24 protein-coding genes are annotated in these 24,515 nt (G+C 64.5%); 10 read left to right on the top strand and 14 right to left on the bottom strand.

Annotation, left to right across the window (positions count from 1 at the left end; all coding sequences use genetic code 11):
• Positions 1-41 precede the first annotated feature (41 nt).
• The 5 genes from ACSFC5_RS14560 to ACSFC5_RS14540 form a co-directional block, all read right to left on the bottom strand.
• A complete protein-coding gene (locus ACSFC5_RS14560; protein WP_440765965.1) occupies positions 42-1,973 on the bottom strand; it encodes an ABC transporter substrate-binding protein in 1,932 nt (643 codons plus the stop codon).
• A 435-nt stretch (positions 1,974-2,408) separates the two neighbouring features.
• Positions 2,409-2,975 carry a hypoxanthine/guanine phosphoribosyltransferase gene (gene hpt / locus ACSFC5_RS14555; protein ID WP_440765964.1) on the bottom strand — a complete coding sequence of 189 codons (567 nt, stop codon included), beginning with the start codon at positions 2,973-2,975 and terminating at the stop codon, positions 2,409-2,411.
• Positions 2,976-3,149: 174 nt separating this feature from the next.
• On the bottom strand, positions 3,150-3,743 hold the full coding sequence (locus ACSFC5_RS14550; RefSeq protein ID WP_440765963.1) for a DUF7344 domain-containing protein: 594 nt from the start codon (positions 3,741-3,743) through the stop codon (positions 3,150-3,152).
• Between the two features lie 198 nt (positions 3,744-3,941).
• Entirely contained in the window at positions 3,942-5,153 is a 1,212-nt protein-coding gene (coaBC, locus tag ACSFC5_RS14545; RefSeq protein ID WP_440765962.1) for a bifunctional phosphopantothenoylcysteine decarboxylase/phosphopantothenate--cysteine ligase CoaBC, read from the bottom strand.
• 144 nt (positions 5,154-5,297) lie between these two features.
• Positions 5,298-6,041 (bottom strand): NAD(P)/FAD-dependent oxidoreductase, encoded by a 744-nt coding sequence (locus tag ACSFC5_RS14540; RefSeq protein ID WP_440765961.1) that lies wholly within the window; start codon positions 6,039-6,041, stop codon positions 5,298-5,300.
• Between the two features lie 125 nt (positions 6,042-6,166).
• On the opposite strand from ACSFC5_RS14540, the gene ACSFC5_RS14535 reads away from it, so the two are divergent.
• Positions 6,167-6,688 carry an SRPBCC family protein gene (locus ACSFC5_RS14535; RefSeq protein WP_440765960.1) on the top strand — a complete coding sequence of 174 codons (522 nt, stop codon included), beginning with the start codon at positions 6,167-6,169 and terminating at the stop codon, positions 6,686-6,688.
• Between the two features lie 49 nt (positions 6,689-6,737).
• Here the strand turns inward: ACSFC5_RS14535 and ACSFC5_RS14530 are convergent, their stop codons facing one another.
• A complete protein-coding gene (locus ACSFC5_RS14530; RefSeq protein WP_440765959.1) occupies positions 6,738-7,805 on the bottom strand; it encodes a M42 family metallopeptidase in 1,068 nt (355 codons plus the stop codon).
• 153 nt (positions 7,806-7,958) lie between these two features.
• Between ACSFC5_RS14530 and ACSFC5_RS14525 the strand changes: the two genes are divergently transcribed.
• Together ACSFC5_RS14525 and ACSFC5_RS14520 are read left to right on the top strand one after the other, a co-directional pair.
• Positions 7,959-9,125 (top strand): thiolase domain-containing protein, encoded by a 1,167-nt coding sequence (locus ACSFC5_RS14525; RefSeq protein ID WP_440765958.1) that lies wholly within the window; start codon positions 7,959-7,961, stop codon positions 9,123-9,125.
• A complete protein-coding gene (locus ACSFC5_RS14520) occupies positions 9,125-9,520 on the top strand; it encodes a Zn-ribbon domain-containing OB-fold protein (RefSeq protein ID WP_440765957.1) in 396 nt (131 codons plus the stop codon). The genes ACSFC5_RS14525 and ACSFC5_RS14520 overlap by 1 nt, the downstream gene beginning before the upstream one ends.
• Before the next feature lie 155 nt (positions 9,521-9,675).
• Here ACSFC5_RS14520 and ACSFC5_RS14515 read toward each other — a convergent pair whose 3' ends face one another.
• From ACSFC5_RS14515 to ACSFC5_RS14505, 3 genes are all read right to left on the bottom strand, one after another.
• Positions 9,676-10,617: an alpha/beta fold hydrolase gene (locus ACSFC5_RS14515; protein WP_440765956.1), complete on the bottom strand. Its 942-nt coding sequence runs from the start codon at positions 10,615-10,617 to the stop codon at positions 9,676-9,678.
• A gap of 122 nt (positions 10,618-10,739) precedes the next feature.
• Positions 10,740-11,816, bottom strand: a complete 1,077-nt coding sequence (meaB, locus tag ACSFC5_RS14510; RefSeq protein ID WP_440765955.1) for a methylmalonyl Co-A mutase-associated GTPase MeaB — start codon at positions 11,814-11,816, stop codon at positions 10,740-10,742.
• Positions 11,813-12,229, bottom strand: a complete 417-nt coding sequence (locus tag ACSFC5_RS14505) for a cobalamin B12-binding domain-containing protein (protein WP_440765954.1) — start codon at positions 12,227-12,229, stop codon at positions 11,813-11,815. Before ACSFC5_RS14505 ends, meaB begins: the two co-directional genes overlap by 4 nt.
• A gap of 321 nt (positions 12,230-12,550) precedes the next feature.
• Between ACSFC5_RS14505 and ACSFC5_RS14500 the strand changes: the two genes are divergently transcribed.
• Positions 12,551-13,222, top strand: a complete 672-nt coding sequence (locus ACSFC5_RS14500) for an HD domain-containing protein (protein WP_440765953.1) — start codon at positions 12,551-12,553, stop codon at positions 13,220-13,222.
• Positions 13,223-13,442: 220 nt separating this feature from the next.
• On the top strand, positions 13,443-14,828 hold the full coding sequence (locus ACSFC5_RS14495; protein ID WP_440765952.1) for a DUF7544 domain-containing protein: 1,386 nt from the start codon (positions 13,443-13,445) through the stop codon (positions 14,826-14,828).
• A gap of 46 nt (positions 14,829-14,874) precedes the next feature.
• On the opposite strand, the gene ACSFC5_RS14490 is transcribed toward ACSFC5_RS14495, so the two are convergent.
• On the bottom strand, positions 14,875-15,552 hold the full coding sequence (locus ACSFC5_RS14490; RefSeq protein WP_440765951.1) for a LysE family translocator: 678 nt from the start codon (positions 15,550-15,552) through the stop codon (positions 14,875-14,877).
• 77 nt (positions 15,553-15,629) lie between these two features.
• Between ACSFC5_RS14490 and ACSFC5_RS14485 the strand changes: the two genes are divergently transcribed.
• Complete coding sequence (locus tag ACSFC5_RS14485; RefSeq protein WP_440765950.1) at positions 15,630-16,298, top strand: O-methyltransferase; 669 nt, start codon at positions 15,630-15,632, stop codon at positions 16,296-16,298.
• 142 nt (positions 16,299-16,440) lie between these two features.
• On the opposite strand, the gene ACSFC5_RS14480 is transcribed toward ACSFC5_RS14485, so the two are convergent.
• Positions 16,441-16,896: a hypothetical protein gene (locus tag ACSFC5_RS14480; RefSeq protein ID WP_440765949.1), complete on the bottom strand. Its 456-nt coding sequence runs from the start codon at positions 16,894-16,896 to the stop codon at positions 16,441-16,443.
• Positions 16,897-17,264: 368 nt separating this feature from the next.
• Between ACSFC5_RS14480 and ACSFC5_RS14475 the strand changes: the two genes are divergently transcribed.
• Positions 17,265-17,438 (top strand): hypothetical protein, encoded by a 174-nt coding sequence (locus tag ACSFC5_RS14475; RefSeq protein ID WP_440765948.1) that lies wholly within the window; start codon positions 17,265-17,267, stop codon positions 17,436-17,438.
• 140 nt (positions 17,439-17,578) lie between these two features.
• Here the strand turns inward: ACSFC5_RS14475 and ACSFC5_RS14470 are convergent, their stop codons facing one another.
• The 3 genes from ACSFC5_RS14470 to ACSFC5_RS14460 all read right to left on the bottom strand — a co-directional run bounded on the left by ACSFC5_RS14470 (position 17,579) and on the right by ACSFC5_RS14460 (position 22,528).
• Positions 17,579-17,830, bottom strand: coding sequence for a hypothetical protein (locus ACSFC5_RS14470; protein WP_440765947.1), 252 nt, complete (start codon positions 17,828-17,830; stop codon positions 17,579-17,581).
• A gap of 276 nt (positions 17,831-18,106) precedes the next feature.
• Positions 18,107-21,577 carry a PAS domain S-box protein gene (locus ACSFC5_RS14465; RefSeq protein WP_440765946.1) on the bottom strand — a complete coding sequence of 1,157 codons (3,471 nt, stop codon included), beginning with the start codon at positions 21,575-21,577 and terminating at the stop codon, positions 18,107-18,109.
• A 177-nt stretch (positions 21,578-21,754) separates the two neighbouring features.
• Positions 21,755-22,528: a creatininase family protein gene (locus tag ACSFC5_RS14460; protein ID WP_440765945.1), complete on the bottom strand. Its 774-nt coding sequence runs from the start codon at positions 22,526-22,528 to the stop codon at positions 21,755-21,757.
• A gap of 129 nt (positions 22,529-22,657) precedes the next feature.
• On the opposite strand from ACSFC5_RS14460, the gene nikR reads away from it, so the two are divergent.
• The 3 genes from nikR (at position 22,658) to ACSFC5_RS14445 (ending at position 24,474) form a co-directional block, all read left to right on the top strand.
• Positions 22,658-23,086: a nickel-responsive transcriptional regulator NikR gene (nikR, locus tag ACSFC5_RS14455; RefSeq protein ID WP_436347567.1), complete on the top strand. Its 429-nt coding sequence runs from the start codon at positions 22,658-22,660 to the stop codon at positions 23,084-23,086.
• Between the two features lie 438 nt (positions 23,087-23,524).
• Complete coding sequence (locus ACSFC5_RS14450; protein ID WP_440765944.1) at positions 23,525-23,896, top strand: cupin domain-containing protein; 372 nt, start codon at positions 23,525-23,527, stop codon at positions 23,894-23,896.
• A 167-nt stretch (positions 23,897-24,063) separates the two neighbouring features.
• The gene (locus ACSFC5_RS14445) at positions 24,064-24,474 is read left to right on the top strand and encodes a hypothetical protein (RefSeq protein WP_440766309.1); all 411 of its coding nucleotides are present in this window, start codon (positions 24,064-24,066) and stop codon (positions 24,472-24,474) included.
• The last annotated feature ends 41 nt before the right edge of the window (positions 24,475-24,515 follow it).

Below are 24,515 nucleotides of genomic sequence, written 5' to 3'. Positions count from 1 at the left end.
CAGTAAAGCATTATAACGGATTTAGGTGGTGACCAGTCGGCTTAGAGGTCGTGGTCTTCGATCACTTCTTCGATCAGTTCCTCTGCGCGTTCGGGGTCGTACTCGTTTTTCGGTTTGATCTCCGATTCGAGAGCGTCGTAGTCCGCCGTCCCCGTCCCCTGTGCGAGCGACGGAATGTCCGTCCACGCCGGGCGCGCCCAGCCGTTGAGGACGTTGTCGACGATGCTCTGACGGGGAACGAGGTGGTTGACGGCCTTTCGAAGTCGCTCGTCGTCCCACGGTTCGACGTTGAGCGGGTACTGGATGTACTCGTAGCCGCCCGCTTCGACCGAGTCGACGATGTAGTCGTCGGACTCGTCGTACTCGTCGAGCGTGTCCGTCGTCAACCCGTAGGTCATATCGATTTCGTCGCTCTGGAGCGCAGCGGACCGGCTGGAGTTTTCCGGAACGATGCTCATTTCGACGGTGTCGATGACCGGGCCGTCCGGGAATTCCGATGGTCCGTCGAACCAGTCGATCGAGTCGACGCCCATCTGCTCGACCCAGTAGCTGTCGAATTTCGAGTACTCGATATACTGCTGTTCTTCGAAATCGGCGAGCTCGTACGGACCGGTACCGATCGGCTGGTCGACGCCCTGTCGCGGGTCGACCGCACTCGCTTCCATCTCGGCGTACTCCTTCGGCATGACCGCGCCCGGCGGCAGGTTGCGCTCCGCTTCGGCGTCGGGGATCTGCGCGTAGATGTCGACCGTGTACTCGTCGACTTCGTCGTAGTACAGCGTGGAGTTGAACGTCTGTGCGCTGATGTCGGAGTTCTCCTGACGGAAGCCGGAGGCGACGACGTCTTCGGCCGTCATCTCCGTCCCGTCGTGGAACTCGACGCCCTCGCGGAGCGTGTAGCGGTACTGCATACCGAAGACCCCGTCTTCGATCGCGGCGGCGGCGCCGTCTCGAGTGAGGATCCGAACCTCGTCGTCCTCGGCGGGGTTGTCCTCGGGGTGGGTGATATAGATCTGGCCGTCGTGGTCGGGGACACCCTCCTCGACGCTGACGGTCTCCATGTAGTCGGCGTAATCAACCCGTTGGATGTCGTTGGTCTCGACCAGTTCGTAGCTTTCGGCGAGCCACGGATAGAGCACCCCTTCGGCGTCGTTTCGAGTCAGCGTCTCGAAGATCAGGTCCTGGGCGATCGTCGACGTCGTATCGGTGCTGTAGGGCGGATCGAACGAAACGGGGTTCTCCGCGACACCGATTCTGATGGTGTCTCCCTCCTGCAGGTCCGAAAGGTCGGTTTCGTCGGGCGTCGCGTCGCTGCGATCGATCCACGTGACCTGCTCTTCCGTCGGCAGGTACATGAAGTTCCCAATCAGCGTCTGCTGGAACGGCCAGTGGCGGTAGCCGTGGACGTCGGTGTTGACCACACCCGCCTCGAGGTCGAAGTGGGTGATCGAACTCGCTCGAACGTCTGCGAGCATGTTCCAGACCTCGTCGTAGCGCTCGCGGCGGAGTTCGTCGTCTTCCGCGACGTCGGCACCGAAGCGTGCGGCGTCGAGAGCTTCGTCGAGTTCGGAAATGTTGACGCCGACCAGATTACAACACTGGCCGTGGTTGTCGCTGTGGTGAAGCGCCTCGCAGAAACTGTGCGGGCTGAAGGTCCCGCCCAGACCGATACAGGGGAGGTACCCATTGTCGCCGTATCCGGTGTCGAGTACTCGTTGGACGTAGTCACCCCACTCGAAGGTCTCGACATCGACGTTGAAGTAGCCGGTCTGCTCCATCGACTCCGCGATCAACTCGACCATCTGGACGCGGTCGTCGTTGTCCGCGTTTACTTCCATCGTCACGTCGAACGTTGCTTCATCGTCGCTGCCACCGAGGCAACCCGCGATTGCGGTAATACCCGCTGCACCTGCGCCTTGAAGAAGCCGTCGTCGCTTCATATCCGGTCGTGATTGTTTGGTATTCCTGACCATGGATATTTGGTGTAGTTCGGAGGCATAAATATGTATGGTTTTACTCTGAGGCAAGTAATACCGTGTGCAGTAGTGCACAGTTTAAGGGCGCCATAGTATGAAAAGAGCGCATCTGTGGACACATTTGTCGGACAAGGCCCACTATTGTTGGAAGAAACAAACAAGGATTTGTAAATTGTAGTAGTCGAACAGGCCCGCTTCTTTAATACAACATCGCGTTCCGAATTAATATATTGTCGGACGGCCAACGTTATCTGTGTGAAGCGTTCGTCCGGGGTGGCGAAACCGGCGAACTTCGCTGATTCGAGCGAACTGAGAGCGGATCGCTGATCGGGCGCGGAAGGCGGGTTCCGAACGAGAACTGTTGGCACCACTGCTCCGACTGCCGTTCGACACCGATATACCGGCCCGTCGACGGAGTATCGACTCGAGCCGTCAGTCGCCGTTTTCGTCGACGATGACGACCTCGCCGTCGACGACGTCGACGTTGATCAGCGTCTTGATGTCGTAGCCAGCGTCGTCGGCCTTGTTCTCGCCGCCGACCTTCTTGATGACGGCGACCGTGTCGATCACTTCGGCGCCGATCCCGTCGAGCGCCTCGAGGACCGCCGCGAGCGTGCCGCCCGTCGAGAGCACGTCGTCGAGCACCAGTACGCGCTCGCCCTCGCGAACGTCGTTGATATACATCTCGTTCTCCGAGTAGCCAGTCTTTTGGGAGATAGCGACCTCGTCGTCGAGGCCGTACTGTCGCTTCCGGATCACGGTCAGCGGAATGTCGGTCATCAGCGAGACGGCCGTCGAGATGTGGATGCCCATCGCCGCCGGGGTGACGATCCGGTCGACGTTCTCGAGTTCGGCTTTTCTGATGATGCGAATAACGATCTCGCGGAGGAGTCCCGGGTCGAGCTTCGGAACGCCGTCACTGATCGGGTGAACGAAGTAGTGGTAACCGTTTTTCTCGATGATCGGCGCGTCGAGAAGCGACCGCTTCAACTGATCCATGTCGTGGGTCTGGTGGTCTCGGAGTAAAAGTTGACGATCCACTCGAGGCGTGGGTGACTCTCTGTCACGTTCGGCCGCATCGCTCGAATTCGACTGGGTCACCGCTGGAGAGCCGGTAAGATGTCGAACGCCGAAATTCGATGGGCCGTTTCGCGTCGATCGGCGATGTGGCAGTCAGTCGTCGCTCCCGTAGCTGAGTTCCGGCGGTTGTTCGCCGTGGCCGAGGCGCATGTTGCGCTCGTAGTAGATGTGCACCACGGCGGTCAGGGTGAACGTCACGGCGACGATTCCGGTCCAGGTCAGATCCGAAAGCGTCGTCAGCGGGTAGATCTCGAGCCACAGCGCGGCGACCAGCGCGGAGCTGATCGCCCCGAGCGAGAGGTAGAGCTCGCGCCACGCGAACTCGTGGCCGGGGACGATCTCGAGGTAGATGCTGATGTCGCGCGTTCGATCTGTGGCCTCGATCACGCCGTCGTCGGAATCGAACAGGAGAATCCCCGACTGATCCATCTTCGGGAGATGGGTCTGCTGGAGCGTCGTGTAGACGCGCTTTCGCTGTTCGGGGGTGACCTCGTCGAGGGTCCTTTCGTACTCCCAGGCGGCGACCTGCTGGGCGAGGTCGCCGAGTTCGACGGGCCGGGTATCCTGTTTCAAATACTGGAGGACGTAGCGCCGTCGCTGGTTGCGTAACACTTCGAAAATTTCGCCTTTCGACAACGGACCGCTGTCGTCGATATTGTCAGTTTGTTGTTGTTGTTGTTGAGCCATCACGGATCACCTCGTTGCACCGGTTGGGATCGAATCAAAGCTATCGGGGCCGGGAAGACAGTCCGATACCGAAGCCGAGTCCGCCACTGAAACCGGTCGCATCCCTGTTAATTCGTGGCAGGAACCCCACCTATATAACTCTCCTGACGGACGGCAATCGAAGGAAAGAACGTTCAATATGTCTACTATTACATACGTCTACGGGCCGGTTATCGTCGCGATCGAATCGGCGATCTCGCCGGCCAGCCCCGCCTTCGTCCCCTCGTAGCGAGCGGCGTCCTCGTCGTGGACCAACAGCGCCATCGTTCGATCCGACCCCATCACGCTCGCGTCGTTGGCGACGACGAACGCCAGTTCTGCGCGCTCGAGCGTCCGTCGCGCCTGCTCGATCATCGCCGTCTCGTCGCCCGAAGTCTCCGTTTTGAAGCCGACGATCGGTAGCTCCGGCCGCTCGTCGCGGACCGCGTCGATGAGTTTCGGCGTCGGTTCGAGCGAGAGCGAGAGCTCCTGGCCGGATCGAATCTTTTCGGCGCTCGTCTCGACGGTGTAGTCACCGATCGCGGCGGCGGAGACCAGCGTATCCGCGTCGGCGCAGACCTCCAGCGTCGCCTCGAGCATCTCGCGCGCGCTCTCGACGTGTTCGACGCTGGCGTAGGGGACGTTGCCGCCGTCGTCGATCTCTGGTAGATCCGCGTCTTGAGCGAATGGCTGCGGACCGACGAAGCCATGGACGAGGGTGACGTCGGCACCGCGCGCGTAGCAGGCTCTCGCGACGGCTCGCCCCATTTTCCCTGAGGAGCGATTCGTGAGTACGCGGACGGGATCGACCGACTCGCCAGTCGCACCGCTGGTGACGACGATGTGTTTGCCCTCGAGCGAGCCCTCGCCCGCCGCACGCGCGACGTCAGTGACGATGGCCGCCTCGCTGGCGACCTTGGCCTTCCCCTCCTCGATACGCGGGTCGACGAAGTCGACGCCCCAGTCGACGACGGTGTCGATGGCCTCGAGGACGCCGGGGTGGTCGTACATCGGTTCGTGCATCGCGGGGGCGATCACGACGGGTGTTTCGGCCCCGAGTGCGGTCGTCGCACACGTCGTGACGGGCGTGTCGTCGACAGCGCCGGCGATTTTCCCGACCGTGTTCGCCGTCGCGGGCGCGATCAGGAGGACATCGGCCCAGCCGTCGTAGCCACAGAGTTCGACGTGCTCGACGCGTCCCGTGATCTCCGTCACCACGTCGTTCTCGGTGGCGAACTCGACCGCCCACGGGTGGATGATCCCCTGGGAACTGCCGGTCATCACGCCTCGCACCTCGGCACCCTGGCGTCGCAACTCGTGGGCCAGTTCGACCGTCTTGACGGCCGCGATCGATCCCGTCACCCCGAGCGCGACGTTGACTCCCTCGAGCATTCGTCTGCTAGTCTCTCTCGGGGTATGTTAAGCGTAGCGAGGCTCGGCGAACGGTGAGGTGGGCAATCGATCGGGTGAGCCGGACGACCGGTAATGAAAGTGCGACCCGCTATCGTCGCTTCCTCGCTTCCGACCGAACGACTGTCAGTCCTCGTCGAGATCGACGCTCGGGTGCATCGTCGGCTGCTCGTCGAGCGGATCGGCGAACGCCTCGCGAATCGTTTTTCGCGCGCGCTCGTCGCGGGCGCGACGTTCCTCGCCGTCGATCTCCTCACAGCCTGGGGGCACCTCGCGGCCCCGGCCGGTGAAGTAGCCCTCGGGAACGACCCAGTCGTGGTAGAAGTTCGCATCCGAGTCGTGGATCGCGGCCAGACCGACCTTTGCCCCGTGGCCAGCCGCGACGATCGACTGGTGCGGTTCGTTGGCGATCCGACCCGCGGCGTAGACGCCGTCGACGGCCGTCCGCCCGGCTTCGTCGACGCTTACGTAGTGTTTGCTCCCGCGCTGGATCCGTCCCACGTCGAGTGGAACGAGGTACTCGCTGTCCGACCAGGAGGCCGCGATCACCCGGCGGGCGGAGAGCGGGTCGCCGCCCTCGGTCTCGAGGACGAACCCGGCCTCGAGATCCGACTCGTCGCGGGGTTCGACGCTCGTGACGTATCCGAGTTCGAACGTCGCGCCCGCGTTTCGAGCCTGCTCGCGAGTCAGTTGCAGGTACCGGCGGGCGTCGAGTCCGTCGGGAAAACCGGGGTAGTTCTCGAGGCTGGCGTTGCGCGCGAGGATGGACTCCCCGCCGTCGATGACGAGGGTGTCCAGGCCCGCGCGTGCGGTGAAGATCGACGCGGCGAGGCCGGAGACACCGCCGCCGATAATACAGATGTCTCGCATGGGTCGTCGTAAGCCGCCGTAAATATCAAAGGTTCGTACTTACGGCCGACGTCGGACGATGCGATCCGTCCCGAGTCGACTGTCACGATGGCAATCCTTACTTTCGGACGCGTTGTAACGCGGATGTGGACAGAATTCTCCTCAGTATCGTCGCCTACCGCTCGCCAGAGGAGGTCTTTCCGTACGTGCGAGCGTTCACCAACTACCCGCGGTACACCGACCACCTGAAATCGGTCCGCGTGCACGGAGACGGCGATGTCGGCTCCGTCTACGACCTCGAGTTGGGCTGGTGGAAGCTCAGCTACACGGCGCGCTCGAAGGTGACCGCGATCTCCGTGCCGGATTCGCTCGAGTGGCGACTGGTCAACGATCTCGACGCCCGCGGCGAGTGGCGCGTCGAATCGGAACCCGAGTCGGCACCCGAGGGCGTCGAGACGGCGAGTCGGATCTACTTCGAGGCGCAGTACGATCCCTACTCGGCGGACGAGAGCGCGCTCTCGCTGCCCCGATTCGTCTCGTTGGACTGGGTCGTCAGGAAGGTCGAGCCGAAACTGCTGAGCGAAGCCGAGTCCGTCGTCGAACGGCTCGTCGCGGATATCGAGGGCCGACGCAGAGACGTGGAGTTGACGGTTCACGAGATGCCCTGACGGGCGGCGAAACGCGCTGCAGGATGAGGGAGCGGTACTGTCGTGCCGCTCAGAGCGCGTAGTCGTGCTCCCCGTTTTCGCTCTCGAGGAACGCCGCGAGGAGATCGATCGTCGCCGAGATGTCCTCGACGTGGGCCGTCTCGGTCGGCGTGTGGAGGTACCGCGTCGGGATCGAGATCGCGCCGACGGGCTTCGCTCCGCTCGAGAACTGGAAGCCGGCCGTGTCGGTGCCGCCGGCGGGGAGAATTTCGTGCTGGAACTCGATTCCCTGCTCCTCGGCGACCGCCTGCAGTCGTTTGTGGACCTTCGGACTCGTGATGACGCTCCCGTCCTTGAGTTTGATCGCCGTACCGTCGCCGAGTTCGGTGACGCGTTTGCCGGCGTCGAAGCCGGGAACGTCGTTGGCCACGGTGACGTCCAGCGCGATCGCGAGGTCCGGATCGACGTCGACGCCGAGCGCGCGTGCGCCGCGCAGGCCGACCTCCTCCTGGACCGTCGCACAGAAGTGAATCGTCACGTCGGGCGATTCGAGTCGGCGGGCCGCCTCGAGCATCGCGAACAGGCAGACGCGGTCGTCCAGCGCCTTACCGGTGATCGTCTCGCCGACGCGTTCGGTGGTCTGGTCCATCGTCACGAGGTCGCCGACCGAGACGCGCTCCGCGAGATCCTCGTGGGGAAGTCCGACGTCGACGACGACGTCCTCGACTTTGGGCGTCTTCTCGCGTTCTTCCTCGCTCAGGGTGTGTGGCGGCGGGGAGCCGATGACGCCCGGGAGGTCGCCGTCGTCGGTGTGGATCGTCGCGCGCTGGGCCTTGAGGATCCGGGCGTCCCAGCCCCCGAGCGCGTCGAGTTCGACGAAGCCGAAGCCGTCGTCGTCGCCCTTGAGGTGGCGTACCATAAAGCCGATCTCGTCCATGTGGGCAGCGACGGCCACGGAGTACTCCGAGTGGCCCTCGAGGGTCCCGACGACGTTCCCCATCGCGTCGGTGCGGATCCGGTCGACGCTGTCCTCGAACTCGTCGATCACGAGGTCCCGAATTCGGTCCTCGTAGCCGGGGACGCCACTCGTCTCTGTCAGCTTCGTCAGAAGGTCGGCATCGAACGGAACGGTTTCCATACACAATCTGACGGGGAATCCGTGATAAACGTACGGACTACGGAGAACCGACGACGCTCCCGCGCGATCGATACTGTACGACTAGTAACTGGAAGGTTTCGCGGCGAGAGCAACCGCGGAGTATTAACGGAGCGACCCGCTAGACGCGTGTACATGAGTAACGTACGTGTCGCAGGTGTCGGTCTGACCCCGTTCGGGAACGCGCCCGAGCGAACGAGCCGGGACCTCTTCGCGGAAGCGAGCATTACCGCCTTCGAAGACAGCGGTGTTCCCCGCGACGACGTCGACGCCCTCCTCTACGGTAATTTCATGGGCGAACTGTCCGAACACCAGGGCCACCACGGTCCGCTGATGGCCGAAGCCGCGGGCGTGCAGGCCCCCGCAACCCGCTACGAATCAGCGTGTGCCTCGAGCGGAACGGCCGTTCGAGACGCGGTCATGCGAATCCGAAACGGCGAGGACGACGTCCTCCTCGTCGGCGGCGCAGAACGGATGACTAACCTCGGCACCGCGGGCGCGACAGAAGCGCTCGCCATCGCTGCCGACGACCTCTGGGAGGTTCGGGCCGGAATGACCTTCCCGAGCGCGTACGCGCTGATGGCCCAGGCCTACTTCACCGAGTACGGCGGCGAACACGAAGACCTTGCCCACATCGCCGTCAAAAACCACGAGAACGCGCTGAACAATGACAAGGCCCAGTACCAGAGCGCCATCGAAGTGAGCGACGTGCTCGAGGCCCCGCAGGTCTCCTCGCCGCTCGGCCTCTACGACTCCTGCCCGCTCTCCGACGGTGCCGCCGCGGTCGTCCTCACGAGCGAGGAGTACGCGGAGGAGCACGGCCTCGACGCACCGGTCTCCATCACGGGAACCGGCCAGGGCGGCGATCGTATGGCCCTCCACGACCGCGAACACCTCGCGCGCTCGCCCGCTGCCCGCGAGGCCGGCGAGCAGGCATACGCCGACGCGAATATCGACGCCGCCGACGTGGACTTCGCGGAGGTCCACGACTGCTTTACCATCGCGGAAGTGCTGGCGATCGAATCGTTGGATCTCTTCCCGGTCGGGGAAAGCATCTCGGCGGCCCGCGACGGTCGGACGACCGCCGACGGCGAGACGCCGATCAACCTCTCCGGCGGCCTGAAGGCTAAGGGCCATCCGGTCGGTGCGACTGGCGCTTCACAGATCGCGGAGGTCGCGACGCTGCTCTCCGGCGACCACCCGAACAGCGAGTTCGTCGAGGACAAAACGACCGCCGTCGCCCACAACGCGGGTGGCACGGTCGCGAGTGCGACGGTTCACGTCCTGGAGGTCGATAACTGATGAGCGAGAACGACTCCCGAACCAGAGACGCCGGTTTCGACGAGTGGCTCGACGCCGCGGAAGCGGGCGAGGCCTACTACCTCGAGTGTGCGAACGGTCACGGCTCGCTGCCGCCGCGGCGGGTCTGTCCCGACTGCGGCTCGACGGACCTCGAGGAAGTCGCACTCCCCGAGTCGGGCGAGGTCGCCACGTTCACCGTGACGCACGTCCCGACGCCGGCGTTCGAGGAGGACGCACCGTACGCGACGGCCGTCGTCGATTTCGGGCCCGTTCGAATCACCGGACAGATCGTCGAGATCGAGCTCGAGGTGATCGAGAACGGACTCGAGGTCGAACCCGAGATCACGGTCTCGGAGACGACGGGCGAGCGCGTGCTCAGCTTCAGTCCGGTGTAGCTCAGTTCGAGACGCTGAGGCTCTCTCCCTCGATGCACGCCGACGGTGCAACGGCGGAAAAACACAGCGTACACGCGGCGTTATCGGTCTGACTTTTCGTCTCACTCTGAACGTCGTCGAACGGAGACGAGCTACGTTTTCGACTCGAGTCGATATTACTCGAGATCGACGTCGGCGTGTGGCAACTCGGCGCTGAGATACTCGACGAACTTGTCGGGGTGTTCGGCGTGGGGTAGCTGCGTCGCGTAGTCGATGACGACGAGCTCGAGATCGGCCGCGTCGGCGAGGTCTCGGCCCTCCCGCAGCGGGACGAGTTCGGCGTCGCGGCCCCAGACGAGCGTGGTCGGGGTCTCGAGCGCCGCCAGCTCCGTCGCCAGATCGAACTCGGGGTCGAGGGTCCCCGAGCTAAAGGAGGCGGGGGCGTAGCGAGCGCCGGGCTGGTGGGCGCTCCGCCAGGCGTACTCGATCTCCGCGTCGTCGATGCGGTCGCTGTCGTAGTAGCCGTCCCGGTCGTAGAAGTAGCGGATCGCGGGCTTGGTGGCGAGCAGGTTGAACAGCGTCGAGCCGACGATCGGTGTCCGAACGAGGGTCCGAACCCAGGGGCGTTCGTCGGTCGTCTCGTCGGTCGGGGCGATCAGGACGAGCTGATCGAACTCGCTCTCCCGGGCGGCTTCGGCGGCGAACGACCCGGTCAGCGAGGAGGCGACGACGGTCGGCTCGTCGGCGACGTCTGCCGCGAAGTCGCGGATGAACTCGGCGTAGAGAGTCGACGAGTAGATCAGCGGCGGCCGGTTCGATCGGCCGAACCCGGGGAGATCGACCGCGATCACGTGGTAGTCCTCCGCCAGTCGCTCGACGATCGGTTCGAACTCGCGGCTGCTCGCGCCCGCGTGGATCCCGTGACAGAGGATCATATCCGGGTCGTTGGGATCGCCGGCGACGGTGTACTTCGTCTCGATCCCGCGCCAGCGGTACGTCCGTTCGACCCCGACGAGCGGGTTTTCGAGTTCTCCGGCTCGTTTCGCGAGGAGTCGATTGCCGATCACGGCCGCGCCGACGGTACCGACTGCTGCACCGAGGACTGTGCGGAATTTCATACTGAGGCGTATGCCGTCGACGGCCTTAGGCCTGCGGTCGGCGTTCACAATCTGTGCCGATTCGCCCGGGTCGTTCCAGGTTGGTCGGCCCCAACTCGTCGGCCCCAGCCCGCCGGCCTCAGCTATTCGTTTTTGCCGGTCGTCTCGAGTTCGTCGAGACAGTCCTCGACGGGGTCGAGCAACTCGCCGGCGATCGAGTAGGGGTCGGTCTCGCCCGCACGAACCGACTCGGCGAGGTCGTCGATCCCGCCGCGCTCGGCGAGTCGCTCCTCGAGCAGGGCGTGGACGTCCTCGCGCAGGAGCGTGCGGATCTCTTCGGCGTAGCGGCCGCGGACCTGCTCGGCGTGTTCGCCGGAGTCGACGAGATAGGTACGGTGGTTCGCGAACTCGGCGATGAGGTCGTCGACGCCCTCGCTCTTCGTGGCGACGGTTTCGACGATGGGCGTCGTCCAGTCCGCCGTCTCGCCCTTGTCGTCGGTCTCTCCGTCCCAATCGTCGTGGGCGTCGATGACCTCCTGGCTGTGGTGGCCACCGCCGCCGCTCATGCCGCCGCCGTCGCCGAGTTGGATCATATCCCGCAGTTCCTGGACCGTTCGATCCGAGCCGGGTCTGTCGGCCTTGTTGACGACGAAGACATCCGCGATCTCGAGGATGCCGGCTTTCAAGGTCTGAATGTCGTCGCCCGACCCCGGCGGGACGAGGACGGCGACAGTATCAGCCGTGCGGACGATGTCGATCTCGTTTTGGCCGGCGCCGACGGTCTCGATGATGATCTTGTCCTTGCCGAAGGCGTCCATCGCCTTGACGGCGTCGGCGGTGGCCGTGGAGAGGCCCCCGAGCGTGCCGCGGGCGCTCATCGAACGCACGAAGACGTCCATATCGCCCACGGTCGAGGCCATTCGGATGCGGTCGCCGAGGACGGCTCCCCCCGTGAACGGTGAGGAGGGATCGATCGCGATGACGCCGACGGTCTCGCCGCGGTCGCGGTAGGTTTCGGCGAGTTTGTCGACCAGCGTCGATTTCCCCGCGCCGGGACTGCCCGTGATCCCGATCACGTCGGCTTCGCCCGTGTGGGCGTAGAGTTCCGAGACGAGGTCTCGGTAGCCCGGCGATCGGTTTTCAATCTTCGAAATTACTCGAGCCAGCGCGCGGTGTTCGCCCGCGAGTAAGGCCTCGAGTAGTTCCTCGTCGGAACTCATCGCTTGGGAGCGTTCTCGCGAACGAACTCGATCGTCTCCTCGATCGACGTCCCGGGCCCGAAGATGGCCGAGACGCCCTGTGCCTCGAGTTCCGCGCGATCCTCGTCGGGAATGACGCCGCCGGCCAGCACGAGCGTGTCCTCTTTTGCGCCGTACTCCTCGAGGCCGTCCATGATCTTCGGAACGAGCGTATCGTGAGCCCCGGAGAGAATGGAGATCCCGAGGACGTCGACGTCCTCCTGGACGGTCGCCTGAACGATCTCTTCGGGTGCCTTGTGCAGTCCGGAGTAGATGACTTCGAAGCCGGCGTCGCGGAAGGCCCGCGCGATGACGTGGGCTCCACGATCGTGACCGTCGAGACCGACCTTGGCGACGAGACATCGAATCGACTCCTGTTCCTGTTCGCTGCTCATACCTCCACTTTCCCAGCCGCCTGTTTGACTTTAACGGAAATTCGTGCATATTTCGCCGGAACATGGCCCGCGGAACGGTTGCGCGGGACGTCGTTCGAACAGAACGTCTCAGCCGTGTCGGGTGACTGGCCTCATCATCGAGCGGTACGGCATCCGTCCGCGAGCGATCAGTTCCGAACCGACGATATCGGCAGGTGGCACCCTTCTGAATTCGTGTCCGTCTCACGGCGAGACGGATCTGAACTGAACCAAAGGCTAAAGAGCGAAACGACCTAACATTCCGTTAATGACTATCGTTCGTTTACTGCGGAGGGATCTCTCGTGGGAGTCGAAATAAAAGAGACCAGAGTGACCGACGCCGAGTTCGAGAAGATGAAGGGCTTCGTCTTCGAGTATCTCGCGGCCAGCGTCGAGAAAGAGGAGGAAGGCGGCCGCATGCGCTGGTATCCGTGGCACTCCGCGGAGTACCGGCACAACCACATCCTCAACGTGGTCGAACTCGCCGAAGAGATCGCTCACGAGGAGGGCGCGGATGTCGACGTCACGCGCGTCGCCGCACTCTTCCACGACGTCGCCAAACTCGAGACCGATCAGGAGCTCCACGCCGAGGCCGGCGCTCGCGTCGCCCGCGAGTACCTCGAGTCCCGCGCGGAGTACCCCGAGTCGTTCATCGAACAGGTCTGTCGCGCGATCGAACACCATTCCTATCAGGGCGAGTTGACCGACCTCTCACTCGAGTCCCAGTGTCTCATCGAGGCCGACTTACTCGACAAGGTCGGCGCGAACGGCACCGCGCTCATGCTGTTGCGGATGGGCTACGAGGCCCGAACGCACATGGACTCCGACGAGATGGTCGAGCGAGTCCTGGAGCGGGGCTACGACGCCGCCTCGCGCGTCCGGAGCGACACCGCCGAGAGCATCGCCCACCAGCGACTCAAGCGCGTGAAGTGGTTCAGCGAGTGGCTCGAGGACGAAATCGCGGCGATGGGATAGCCGTTCCGGCGCGCACGTCGACGGAATGCCGTCCGCTCGATGGCGGCGTCGGCAGCACCGTGTCGCAACTGGTCAGAAGGGGAGCGTACCGTCTCCTCGTCTCCTCGCGAGATCCGGCGGGTCCTTCTCCTCACGGTTGGTTCCCGCGAGAGAACCGGTATCGTTTCGCGCGAAACGTATCAGCATCTATTTGACATCCGAGAATGATTTTACGATCAACATGTATGCGATCGGCACGCTGCGTGACGCTTTCGCGGTCACGAAACGATATCTCGGCGCGCTGAGCTACGTCGGCTGGCTCAAACTCGCGCTCGTCGTCCTCTTTCTCGGCGGGATCAGTATCTCGATACAGTTTGTCAACGTCCCGCTGGAAGCGATCGCGGAGGGAGTCGACGATCCCGAGGTCCGGTGGCTCGCAGCAGCGGTGCTCCTCCTCGTCCTCGTCGTCTACGGCGCGTTCAGGTATCTCGCCGCGCTCCTCGAGTTCGTCTTCGTCGAGTCGCTTCGCTCCGAGGCGATCCGCCTCCGGCGGTACGGTCGGGCGAATCTCGGTCGCGCCCTGTGGCTGCTGGCGTTCCGGGCCCTGCTGTGGCTCGGACTGGTCGTCGCGCTCGCGATCCCCGTCGCGGCAGTGATCGTTGGCGGCGACATCAGCGAGGTTGCCGATCTTTCGGACGGCCAGATCGCCCTTCTCGCCCTCTCCGCGCTCGGTATCTTCATCGGCTGGTACGCGGTCTACACGCTCACGACGGCGTTCGCGGTTCCGATCATGTTACAGCAGGCGTGTGGCCCGATCGCCGCCTGGCGACGGTTCGTCCCGACGCTGGCGTCGAACTGGAGCGGGATGCTCGGCTACCTCCTGATCGCTTGGTCGATCGGGTTTGCCTTCTGGATGCTGTTCGCGATGATCGGATTCTTCCTCACCTTCTTCGGGATCATCGCGTTCGTCCTCGTGGCGCTGCTGTTCGAAGCGATCCATCCGAACCTCCTCTGGGTTGCGGTCGTCCTGTTACTCTTCGCCTATCTAGGCTACCAGTACGTCGTCGCGGCGATCGAAGCGCCGGTCCGGAGCTACGTGCGATACCACGCGCTGTTGATCCTCGGCGATACGGACGACGCGCTCGACCTCATCCCGGCACAGCGCGCGGCGGTTCGGTCCGATGACGGAACGGGACCCGTTGTCGATCGATCAACCGGCCGTGATCCCCGCGAAACGATCGACTGGGAGCGTGGGACCGATGCCGACGGCGTCGGTCGAAGTGGAAAGTCCGCCTCGAGCAACCGACGCGACACGGCTCGAGACGACCCCACGTGGGACGGTTCGGCCGCCTGGAATGAGCAGGACGGCTGGGCCGACGAGTCGGACCGAGACGGTTCGACAGGATCGGATACCGACTCGAGCGGTGCCGACTCGAGACCGTGGTCCGGGTGGGACGATGCGGAGACAACCGCCGACAACGTCGACGACGCCGGTACTGCGTGGACGGGGTCCGACGGTGCCGTCGATTCGGACGGAGCTTCGGACTCGAGCGATGACGGGGATGCCGGCGATTCGGACGATAGCGGTGATAGAGAAGCGTCGAACGACCGGTCCGATCGGTCCTGACCGCGATCAGTGGCCGTTTCTATGGAGGCGGTAGCTTCGCCCCATCTCACACGATGCGTAGCGCCCCGATTACGAGAAAGAGGAGTCCGAACCCGACCAGGACGACCGCGCTCAGCGCGGCGATGACGGGTGCGAAGGCGTCGACGCGCCGGCCCGCCGCGACCAGCGCGGCGGGGTAAACGGTGATCCAGATCGCGATTCCGGCGAAGAAGCCGACGAGCAGCGTGGGCGAACCGGTCTGGACGGTCAGCACGCCCTCGAGCGCCGCGCCGGCGCCCGGAACGTGCGAGAGTACGTCCAGCGTGCCGGACTCGAGTAAGCCGACGCCGACGGTGAGCCAGAAGCCGATCTGGTAGGGGTTGGTCAGCGAGAGGGCGAACGTCTTTCGGAACCCCGTCGAGACGCTGTGGTCGCCGTCGGCGGTGAACGTGGCCGCGGCGCTGGCCTCTTCGACCGCGCCGATGGCGAAGTACAGCATGAGAAGGCCGCCGACGAGATAGAGGAGCGGCCGGGCCGCTGGAAACTGATCGATGACGGCGACCGCGCCGGCGAGCGTGAGCACGAAGAAGAGCACGTCGGCCGACATCGCGCCCAGTCCGGCCCGGAAACCGGCCGTCCAGCCGCGGACGACGCTCTCCTCGGCGATGATGGCGTTCATGGGGCCGGGCGGTGCGGCGAGGGCGAGTCCGAAGATCACGCCCGCAAGGGCCGTCGTCAGCGTCACTGGTTCTCGGTCTCGAGTCCGCAGCGGGTCGTGAAAAGGCCACTGGCTTTGATATCGGTGCCGCCGTAGGGGACCGCATGGTCGATGTTCTGTCGGACGAGATCGCTCGCTTCGTACGCGCGGTCGGACCCGAACCCGACGAAACGCTGCGCGAGATGGACGACTACGCCGAACGGGAAGGGTTCCCCCACGTCGGTCCCGAGGTCGGCGCCTTCCTCCGGTTCGTCGCCCGGATGGCCGACGCCGAGCGGATCTTCGAGTTCGGCTCCGGCTACGGCTACTCGGCGTACTGGATGGCAGCGGCGCTGCCCGATGACGGCGAAATCGTGCTTACGGAGGTCGACGAGGACGAACTCGAGTTAGCCCGCGAGTACATGGGTCGGGGCGGGTACAACGACCTCGCGCGGTACGAACCGGGCGACGCGATGGAGACGATCGAGGCGTACGACGGCCCGTTCGACGTGGTGTTGATCGACCACCAGAAACACCGGTACGCGGACGCATTTGAGGCCGTCCGCTCGAAGGTTCCCGTCGGCGGCGTCGTGATCGCGGACAACGCGATCACCGCGGGTCCGATCGATTTCGAGGCGTTGCTGACAATCGCGGAGGGCGGAGCGCCCGATGACGTGAATCAACACACGCGGGGAATTGCGGACTACCTCGAGCGCGTGACCGACGACCCCGATTTCGAGACGATCGTGTTGCCGCTGGGCGAAGGGATCGCGGTGAGCTATCGGGTCGGCTAACTGCGGCTTTGGGGATCGGTCTCCGGGTTCGGGATCTCGAGACGCCTCAGTGTGAGCACCACGATCGGCCATCAAAGACTGCAACGAGAACCGACCGGCACGCTCGAGGCCCGAGAATCGGGCCGAAAACGGATATCGATCGTTACCGCGTCGAGTAGTCGGATTCGCCCTCGAGGATCTGCTCTTCGGGGGCGTCGGCGCTCGAGGTCGCGCCGTACTCGCGGAAGCCGAGGAAGACCGTCGCCGCGGCGGCGATGAGCAGCGTGCCCCAGGTGATCGCGGTCAGCGAGTGGACGTACGTCGACGCGTTGCCGGGGACGGCGGCGCCGACGGTCTCGAGGCCGATCGCGTGAACGCCGGCGACGGCGAGGAAGGCGACCCAGAACGCGAGCGCGAGGTTGGCGAGCGTTCGCCGGGAGACGCGGGTCGCGTAGCGGGCGACGCAGTAGACGCCCGTGATGGCGACGGCGGTGGCCACGAGGGTCGGCACGAGCGTGTCGACGGTACTGCTGAGAAGACCGGCAACGGCGAAGCAGGCGAACGATACGGCGAGCAACAGCCGATTCGATCGAGTAGGTATCGAAATCACGTCGTGCACCGCTTTGCTGGGACGAACAGGCGGTCGAATATATAGCTGTTGGCTTTGTATGGGGTAGGGCGTTCGGATACCCAGACCCGCGTTACAGCGATCGGTTTCGGTAACCCGTTCACGTCGATCTGTTTTCTCGTTCCCAGCTATTAGCAGTAGATATAAGATACAACAGTTCAACAATTAGAATGGAAGCCGCTCTCCACACCAGTTGCCGGGGGCCATGCGCCGACCTGTCCCGGGTGCTGAGACACCCGGGACGTGGCTTCCATCCCTCACCGGGGATTTGAAGCCATGATTACGGCTATCTCGACGGGACATACACGTCCCGAACGACCGACGAACCGCCCGCATCGAGCGCCCCATCAGGGGGAACGATGAGCGACACGCCGTCACAGACGACGGACGAACGATCCACGCTACCCGAGTGTCCGACCTGCGGCAGCCTGATCACCGCCGTGACCGTCCGCGGGCCGAGTGAGGGAACGGCCCACCCCTGTGGCTGTCGGTACTGGCCCGTCTCGAACGAGACCTCCCGCCCGAGCGACTGACGGACTCGAGTCCCACTCGCGGAAGCACACCCGCATTCGCAGAACGCGCTCGGGAAACGGTGGACGACCGGCACTCGACACACTCACGGTTCCAAACCGTCACGACCATCGCTGGTTCGGCGGTCACACTGCGCCGGCGCTCATTCGTAGAGATACGTGAGGAAGTAGAGCGGCGCCGCTAAGCCGATCAGTATCGGAATGACCCCGAGGAGATAGACGACCGACTGCGCCGAGTACGAGAGGTGGTTGAACGAGAAGAACAGCCACCCCACCGCGACCACGACGAGCATCGCTCCCAGCGTCAGTTGTAAAATCAGAATTAGGTAGAGCAACTGTTCTTCGAACCGTCCCGCACCGAATCGGAGCGACAGGCCTGCCTGGTCGGTGGACATGGTGAATCACGTGTGATAGACAGTAGTAAACGTTCGGGTGACTTTCACACATTCAAGATACAAAACACCTGATTGAAACCCGGTAGGGGCTGATTTCCGCCCCAGCGATCGCTCTCTGATCGTCGATTCTACCGTTGGGACCGACGCGTCGGCGCTCGAGAGGTCCCTTCGAACTCGTCACGTCGCCGAAAAACTGACCACCGGCCGCCGGCCCGCGGTTCCGACCGCTGCCCGCGGTAGGGGGCTCCCGTCCGGAGGTCCGGGGTCCGATGAGACTCACTCGGTCGCCGGAAGCGTCATCGAGAACGTCGAGCCCTCGCCGGGCTCGGCGTCGACCCAGATCCGGCCGCCGTGGCGTTCGACGATGCGCTGACAGAGCGCGAGCCCGATCCCGGTGCCGTCGTGTTCCTCGTGACTGTGGAGTCGCTGGAAAATCTCGAAGACCCGATCGGCGTCGTCTGGATCGATGCCGATCCCCTCGTCGCTGACCGAGACGGTCCACCGTCGCCCGTCGCGTTCGGCCGAGATGGTGATGTGCGGCTCGTCGTCGCTGTACTCGATCGCGTTAGCGAGCAGGTTCTGGAATACCTGCCGAAGCTGACTTCTGTCGCCGCGGACCGCGGGCAGCGAGTTCGTCGTCTCGATCTCGGCCCCGCTCTCGTCGACCTGGAGTTCGAGGTCCCGGCGGACGTCCTCGAGCACGCCCTCCAGATCGACCGACTCGAACGGATCGCCCCGCGTCTCGACGCGGGAGTACTCGAGCAACCCGTCGATCATCTCGCGCATGCGATCGGCGCCGTCGACGGCGAACGCGATGAATTCTTCGGCGTCGTCGTCGAGTTCGTCGGCATAGCGGGACTCGATCAGCTGCAGGTAGCTCGTGACCATCCGCAGCGGCTCCTGCAGGTCGTGACTGGCGGCGTAGGCGAACTGCTCGAGTCGCTCGTTCGACTCCTCGAGTTTCCGCTCGTAGGCCTTCCGTTCGGTGATATCCTGCACGACGAGCATCCCCCGACGAACGGTGCCGTCCGTGTGGACCGGGAGGGTGTGTGCCAGCAGCTCCCGGCCGTGATAGCGCAGATCGAACGACCGCTCCTCGCCCTCGAGTGCGGCCCGGAAGTGGGGCTCGATCGTCTCGAGGATCGACTCGGAGTACCGGTCGGCGACCGTCTGGCCGATCACGTCGGTGCGGTCGATCTCGAGTTCGTCGAGGAGCTGGCCCCCGGCGGCCGTGTACCGCAGATTTTCGTCGTACAGGCCGACGGTCCCGTTCGGGAAATTCTCGGCGAGGGTTCGGTAGCGCTGTTCGCTCGCCGCGAGTTTTCGCTGGCGTTCCTTGCGGTCGGTGACGTCTCGGACGACGCCGACGCGTTCGCGATCGGAATCGGCCACTGAGAGCGCGGTCACCGTCGCTTCGATCGGCACGCAACCTCCGGTTTTCGTCTCGAGTTCGGCTTCGACCGTCGGCACGTCGCTCTCTTCGGCGGCGATCTCGCGCGCGAGATCCATCACCGATTCGTCGACGACGATCGAAGCGTGGGTCCCGATCAGTTCGTCGCGATCGTAGCCGGTCATGGCGGCGTAGGCCTCGTTGACGGTCGTGAATCGGCCCTCGTCGTCGATGACGTAGATCCCGTCTTCGACCGTCTCGAAGATCGTCTCGTAGGTGATCAGCTCCCGCTCGCGGGCCTTCTCCTCGGTGATGTCGCGGAAATAGATGGAGAGGCCAGTCTCGGAGGGATACACCTGCACTTGCGCCCAGAACCCCATCGGCTCGACGTACTGTTCGAACGAGACCGGCTCCTGCGTAGCTAGCGCCTCCCCGTACCGTTCCTCGAGTTCGGACCCCGCGGCCTCGGGGTAGACGTCCCACAGCACGGTCCCGAGCAGCTCCGTTCGCGACCGGTCCAGGAGCCGTTCGGCGGTCTCGTTGACGTGCGTGAACCGGAACTCCGCGTCGAGCGCGTAGAAGCCGTCCGAGATGCGACCGAAGATCTCGCTCAGCTCCGTCTCGAGTTCGCTCTTCCGGCGCTCGAGACGACGCTTGCGCTCTTTGAGCGCCGTGATGTCCTCCGCGCTGGAGATTACGCGCTCGAGGCCGCCGTCGGCGTCGAATACCGGGACGGCGTTGACCGAGAGCCACCGGCGTTCGCCCGTCGGCCCCTCGACGACGAGCTCTTCGTCGAGCACCGGTTCGCCGGTTTCCCTGACCCGGGCCGACGGGTTGGATCCGGGCTCGACCGCCTCGCCCGAGGCGTCGCGGACGGACCACTCTCGCACCATCTCCGTCTCGCCGAGCGCCGCCCCCGTCACCGAATTCACGCGCTCCTGTACTCGCTGGTTCGCGAGCACGGTCTCGCCGTCGGCGTCCTCGACCGAGATGCCGATCGGAGCCGTCTGGAGCAGTTTCTGCGTTTGCGTGCGCTCGCGCTCGAGGTGGCGTTCGTGGCGGATCCGATCGAAGATCACCTCGAGACTCGAGGCGACGAGCTTCGCCAGCGAGAGATCACCGTCGTCGAACTCGGTCGGCTGTTCGGAGCCGATCATGAGGATGCCGTGATCGCTAATCGGCAGGCAGATCTCGCTACGAATCGGCGTGTCGGGATTGTAGACGTCCGAATCGGTCGTGACGTCGTCGTAGATGACCGGCTCGCCGGTCTCGAAGACGCGCCAGGCGATGCCCTCCCCCGGTGCGAACGACGGGATGTCGCCGAGCAGCGCCTCCGCCGGCTCTGACCAGCCGGCGGGGCGAAGCGTCTGCGTATCGTCATCGTAGCAGAACACGCCGTTGATCTCGAGGTCGAGGATCTCTCGAACGTGACGGCTCGCCAGCTTGGCGACGCGCTCGCGCGAATCCTCGGCGAGCCACTCGCGGACGGCCTCGTTCAGCCGTCGAAGCTGGCTCGCTCGCTCGTGCTGTGCCGTGACGTCGTAGTAGAGTTCGACTCGTCCGCCGGCGTACCGCCCGGAGTCGATCGGTTTGCTTCGGTGCTCGAGCCAGCGCTCCTCGCGGTCGTCATCCGCGGTGACGTGACATTCGAAGCGTTCGTCGGAGCTGTTGTCCGCGTACGTGGCGGTGACGGCCTCGGTGAACTCCTCGGGATCGGCGAGCCGATCCGCGATCGTCTCGTCGATCAGCCGGCGTTTGTCTCGACCGAGGACCGCCTCCCGGTCGAGGCCGAAGTATCGCTCGGTCGCCTCGTTGATCCACGCGACATCGAACTCGTCGTCGAGGACGAAGACGCCGACGTCGGCTTCCTCGAGGACCGTCGTCGCCGCTTCGAACGTCGCGGACGACGAGGAGGAGTCGCGCGCTCGGTCGGGCACATCGTCGGTCTGGGTGTCGTGCTCCTCGAACTCCCGGACGGTCGCGATCGACCCTCGAAACCGGCCGTCGACCCGGACGCCGTTCACTCGGCACTCACAGGGAATCGTAGTGCCGTCGCTCGTTCGGAGCGGGAACTCGAGGGACGTGGCGCCGTCGCGTTCGGTTCGGGCGGCTTCCGCGAGCGTTTCGGCGTCCGACCGCGAGAACAGCAGCGAGACGTGTTCGCCGAGGACAGCGTCGCGCGTGTAGCCCGTCGTCTCGAGAAGTGTTTCGTCGATCGCGAGGAACCGGTCGTCGGCATCGAGCCGGAAAACGCCGTCTTCGACCGTGTCGACGAGTGCCTGGCAACACGCCATCGTCGCCCGGTCGTCGCCGGCCGTCCAGAAGCTCGTTCCCGACGACTCCGTTCGGTCGCTCATTGTCTGTGTCAGGCGTCTCGGGCGCATAAGTCCAGCGAGACGGAAAAGGCCGTGCGCGCCGTCGTCGACCCGCCCTTCGGCGTCCCCATCTCTCGGTCGAAACGGGCGCGATACGGACCACGCGACGCTCGAGTGGGCATGATCCGACGCGGAGTAACGCCGGCTTCCCGACGGCGGCTACGGTTCGAGCGGCGGCTCGGGCATGAGGTCGTCGACCGGGCGGGCGTCGAGCCACTCGAGTAAGGCCACGAGCTGGTCCGTCGCGGCCTCGAACAGCTCTTCGCCGATCTCTGGCGTGGCGTCGGTCTGGTCGCCGAAGACGCCGTTCGGACTGTTCTCGATGCAGTCGTAGAAGGTGGTCGCGCCGTGGACCCGCTCGGCGTCATAATCGAAGACTGCGCCGCCGTCGCGGGCCTCTTCGAGGCGATCCGCGCGGACGAGTTCGTTCGCGATGTGCATGATCATCGCGGTCTCCTTGGGACCGCCGTGAGGGCCCGGCGTCTCGAAGACCTCTTCGATCAGCCCGGGGATCGACTCGTCCCACATCCACTCGATGGCGTAGGCCGTCCCGTCGTCGTGGAGCCGCCGGCCGACCTCTCGGAGGTGGGCGACGTTGCCTCCGTGGGCGTTGACGTAGACGATGCGGTCAATGCCGTGGTAGGTGAGGTTTCTCGAGAGGCTCTCGACGTAGTCCCGGAACACCGGGGCCTCGACCCACATCGTGCCGGGGAACTGCCGGTGGTGGGAGCTGACGCCGATCCGAACCGGCGGCGTACAGAGATAGCCCGTTCGATCGGTCGCCTCGCGCGCGAGCGCCTCGGCGATCAGGTGGTCGGTCCCCTCCGGGAGATGCGGACCGTGCTGTTCGGTCGAGCCGAGCGGGACGACCGCGAGCGATTCGTCCGCGACGTACTCGCCGACCTCCGGCCAGGTTCGGTCTGGAAGGTACATACACGCTGCTCACGGTCGAGTCGGAAAACAGTGTGTGCCGGCGAACCGGCGCGACCGGATACCATCCCGATCGGCTCGAGCGCCGGATATATGATAAGGCTTAATAGATTTTGCCCCGCGAATTATTATATGGCAGTCGTAAGCGTCTCCATGCCGGACGAACTCCTCGAGCGCCTCGACCAGTTCGCGGACGAACACGGCTACACCGGTCGGAGCGAAGTCGTCCGAGAGGCCTCCCGCAACCTGCTCGGCGAGTTCGAGGACACCCGCCTCGAGGACCGAGAGCTGATGGGTATCGTCACCGTCCTCTTCGACTACGAAACGACCAGCGTCGAAGAGCGCATGATGCACCTGCGCCACGAACACGAGGACCTCGTCGCCTCGAACTTCCACAGCCACGTCGGCGACCACTACTGCATGGAACTGTTCGTCCTGGAGGGCGAACTCGAGGACATCTCGACGTTCGTTGGGAAGATTCGCGCGACCAAGGACGCGCTGACGGTCGACTACTCGGTCATTCCGGTCGACAGCTTCGACCCGATCTCCCAGGACGGGTAAGCGCCGGATCCGTCGTCTCCGTGCTACTACCGCTTCGAGGACGCCGGACGGCGTCGGAGCGATCACACCGCCGTTCGAGCGATCCGTAGACGTGCGAGTGAGAATATCGACGTCGTACACGGGCGTTGCCGGGGGCAGGCGACGGAATCGCCGCGGCCCGCAACGGTCCTCAACCGCCCCCGACGCGTCGAAAATCAGGACGAGGAGTGCCGGCAGCGCAACGGTTATGACTGTAGCGCCCAGGATGATACACTGTACCAATGTCCGCCTGTTGTGAACCCGACTGCACCTGTGATCCGGCCTGTACGTGTGGCGACGACTGCAGTTGCGACGACTGCTAGTCGCGACGCCGCGCTCGAGCACCGCCCCGATCGAACGATTTCTCGCGGTCCGTCGCGGAACGCGTAGTTTTACTGGTTTCCCGTCCAATGGAGAGCCATGAGCTATCGGAAGGTGAACTACGAGGACGTCGATCAGGTCTCGAGTGCGATGCACTTCCTGAGCGATCCGCTCGAGACCGAACAGGTCGGCGTAACGGTCGCACGCTGTGACCCGGGCTGGAACAGCAAGCCACACGACCACACGGACAACGAGCACGAAGAGGTCTACGTGCTAATCGAGGGATCCGCGACCGTCGTGATCGACGATGACCCCGTCCAGATGGAGACCGGCGACGCGCTGTGGATTCCGCCGGCCTCGACGCGCCAGATCCGAAACGGCGACGAGGAGAGCGCGTTCGTCCTCGTCAGCGCACCGAGCATCGGTGACGACGATGGTGACGAGTGGCTCGTCTCGGGATTCGCGGGCTGAGTCGCCGATCGGTACGGTTCCCGACGTGTTTCCGACCCAGGCGATCTCTGAAACCCGGCGGGACGGTTTAGTGGCCTCCCGCCGTCGAAACGGCCGGGTGACGATCGATCTACTCGAAACACCACGCGCTCGTCTCGTTCGCCGTCGCCGGCGTCCTCGCCTACGCGCTGTCACCGGTCGCGGTCTTCGGCCATTCGGTTCCGACACCGATTCTCGTCGGCTACGGCACCGCGGTGGGCGTGCTCGTCGACCTCGATCACTTCCTCATCGCTCGGCTCAAGACCGGCCGCTGGGACGCCGTCCGGTTCTGTCTCGCGAACCCCGCTTCGGGCGTCGCCGACCAGCAGCGGATCTTCGACGCGGGTGACGTCGGACTCCTCTCGCGGCTGGCGAGCCATCTCCTCATCGTCGGCGTCGCCGTCCCGCTGCTCGCCGTTTCGAGCGTCTCGCTCGCGATCATCACCGGCGTCGTGCTCTACGTTCACATCCTCAGTGACGTGCTCTGGGATCGGTGGCGCTTGGAACGGCAGGCCGACGAGGCCGCGACGACGGACGAACTGGTCCGCGCGCTTCGATGAAGGAGGATTTGGGATTCGCCAACCGGCCGCGTCCGCCGTGA

Source organism: Natronorubrum marinum (assembly GCF_052040125.1).
In the GTDB taxonomy this organism is placed as follows: Archaea; Halobacteriota; Halobacteria; order Halobacteriales; family Natrialbaceae; genus Natronorubrum.
The sequence above is the reverse complement of the archived record's forward strand: the minus strand, read 5'-3'. Positions and strand labels throughout refer to the sequence as shown.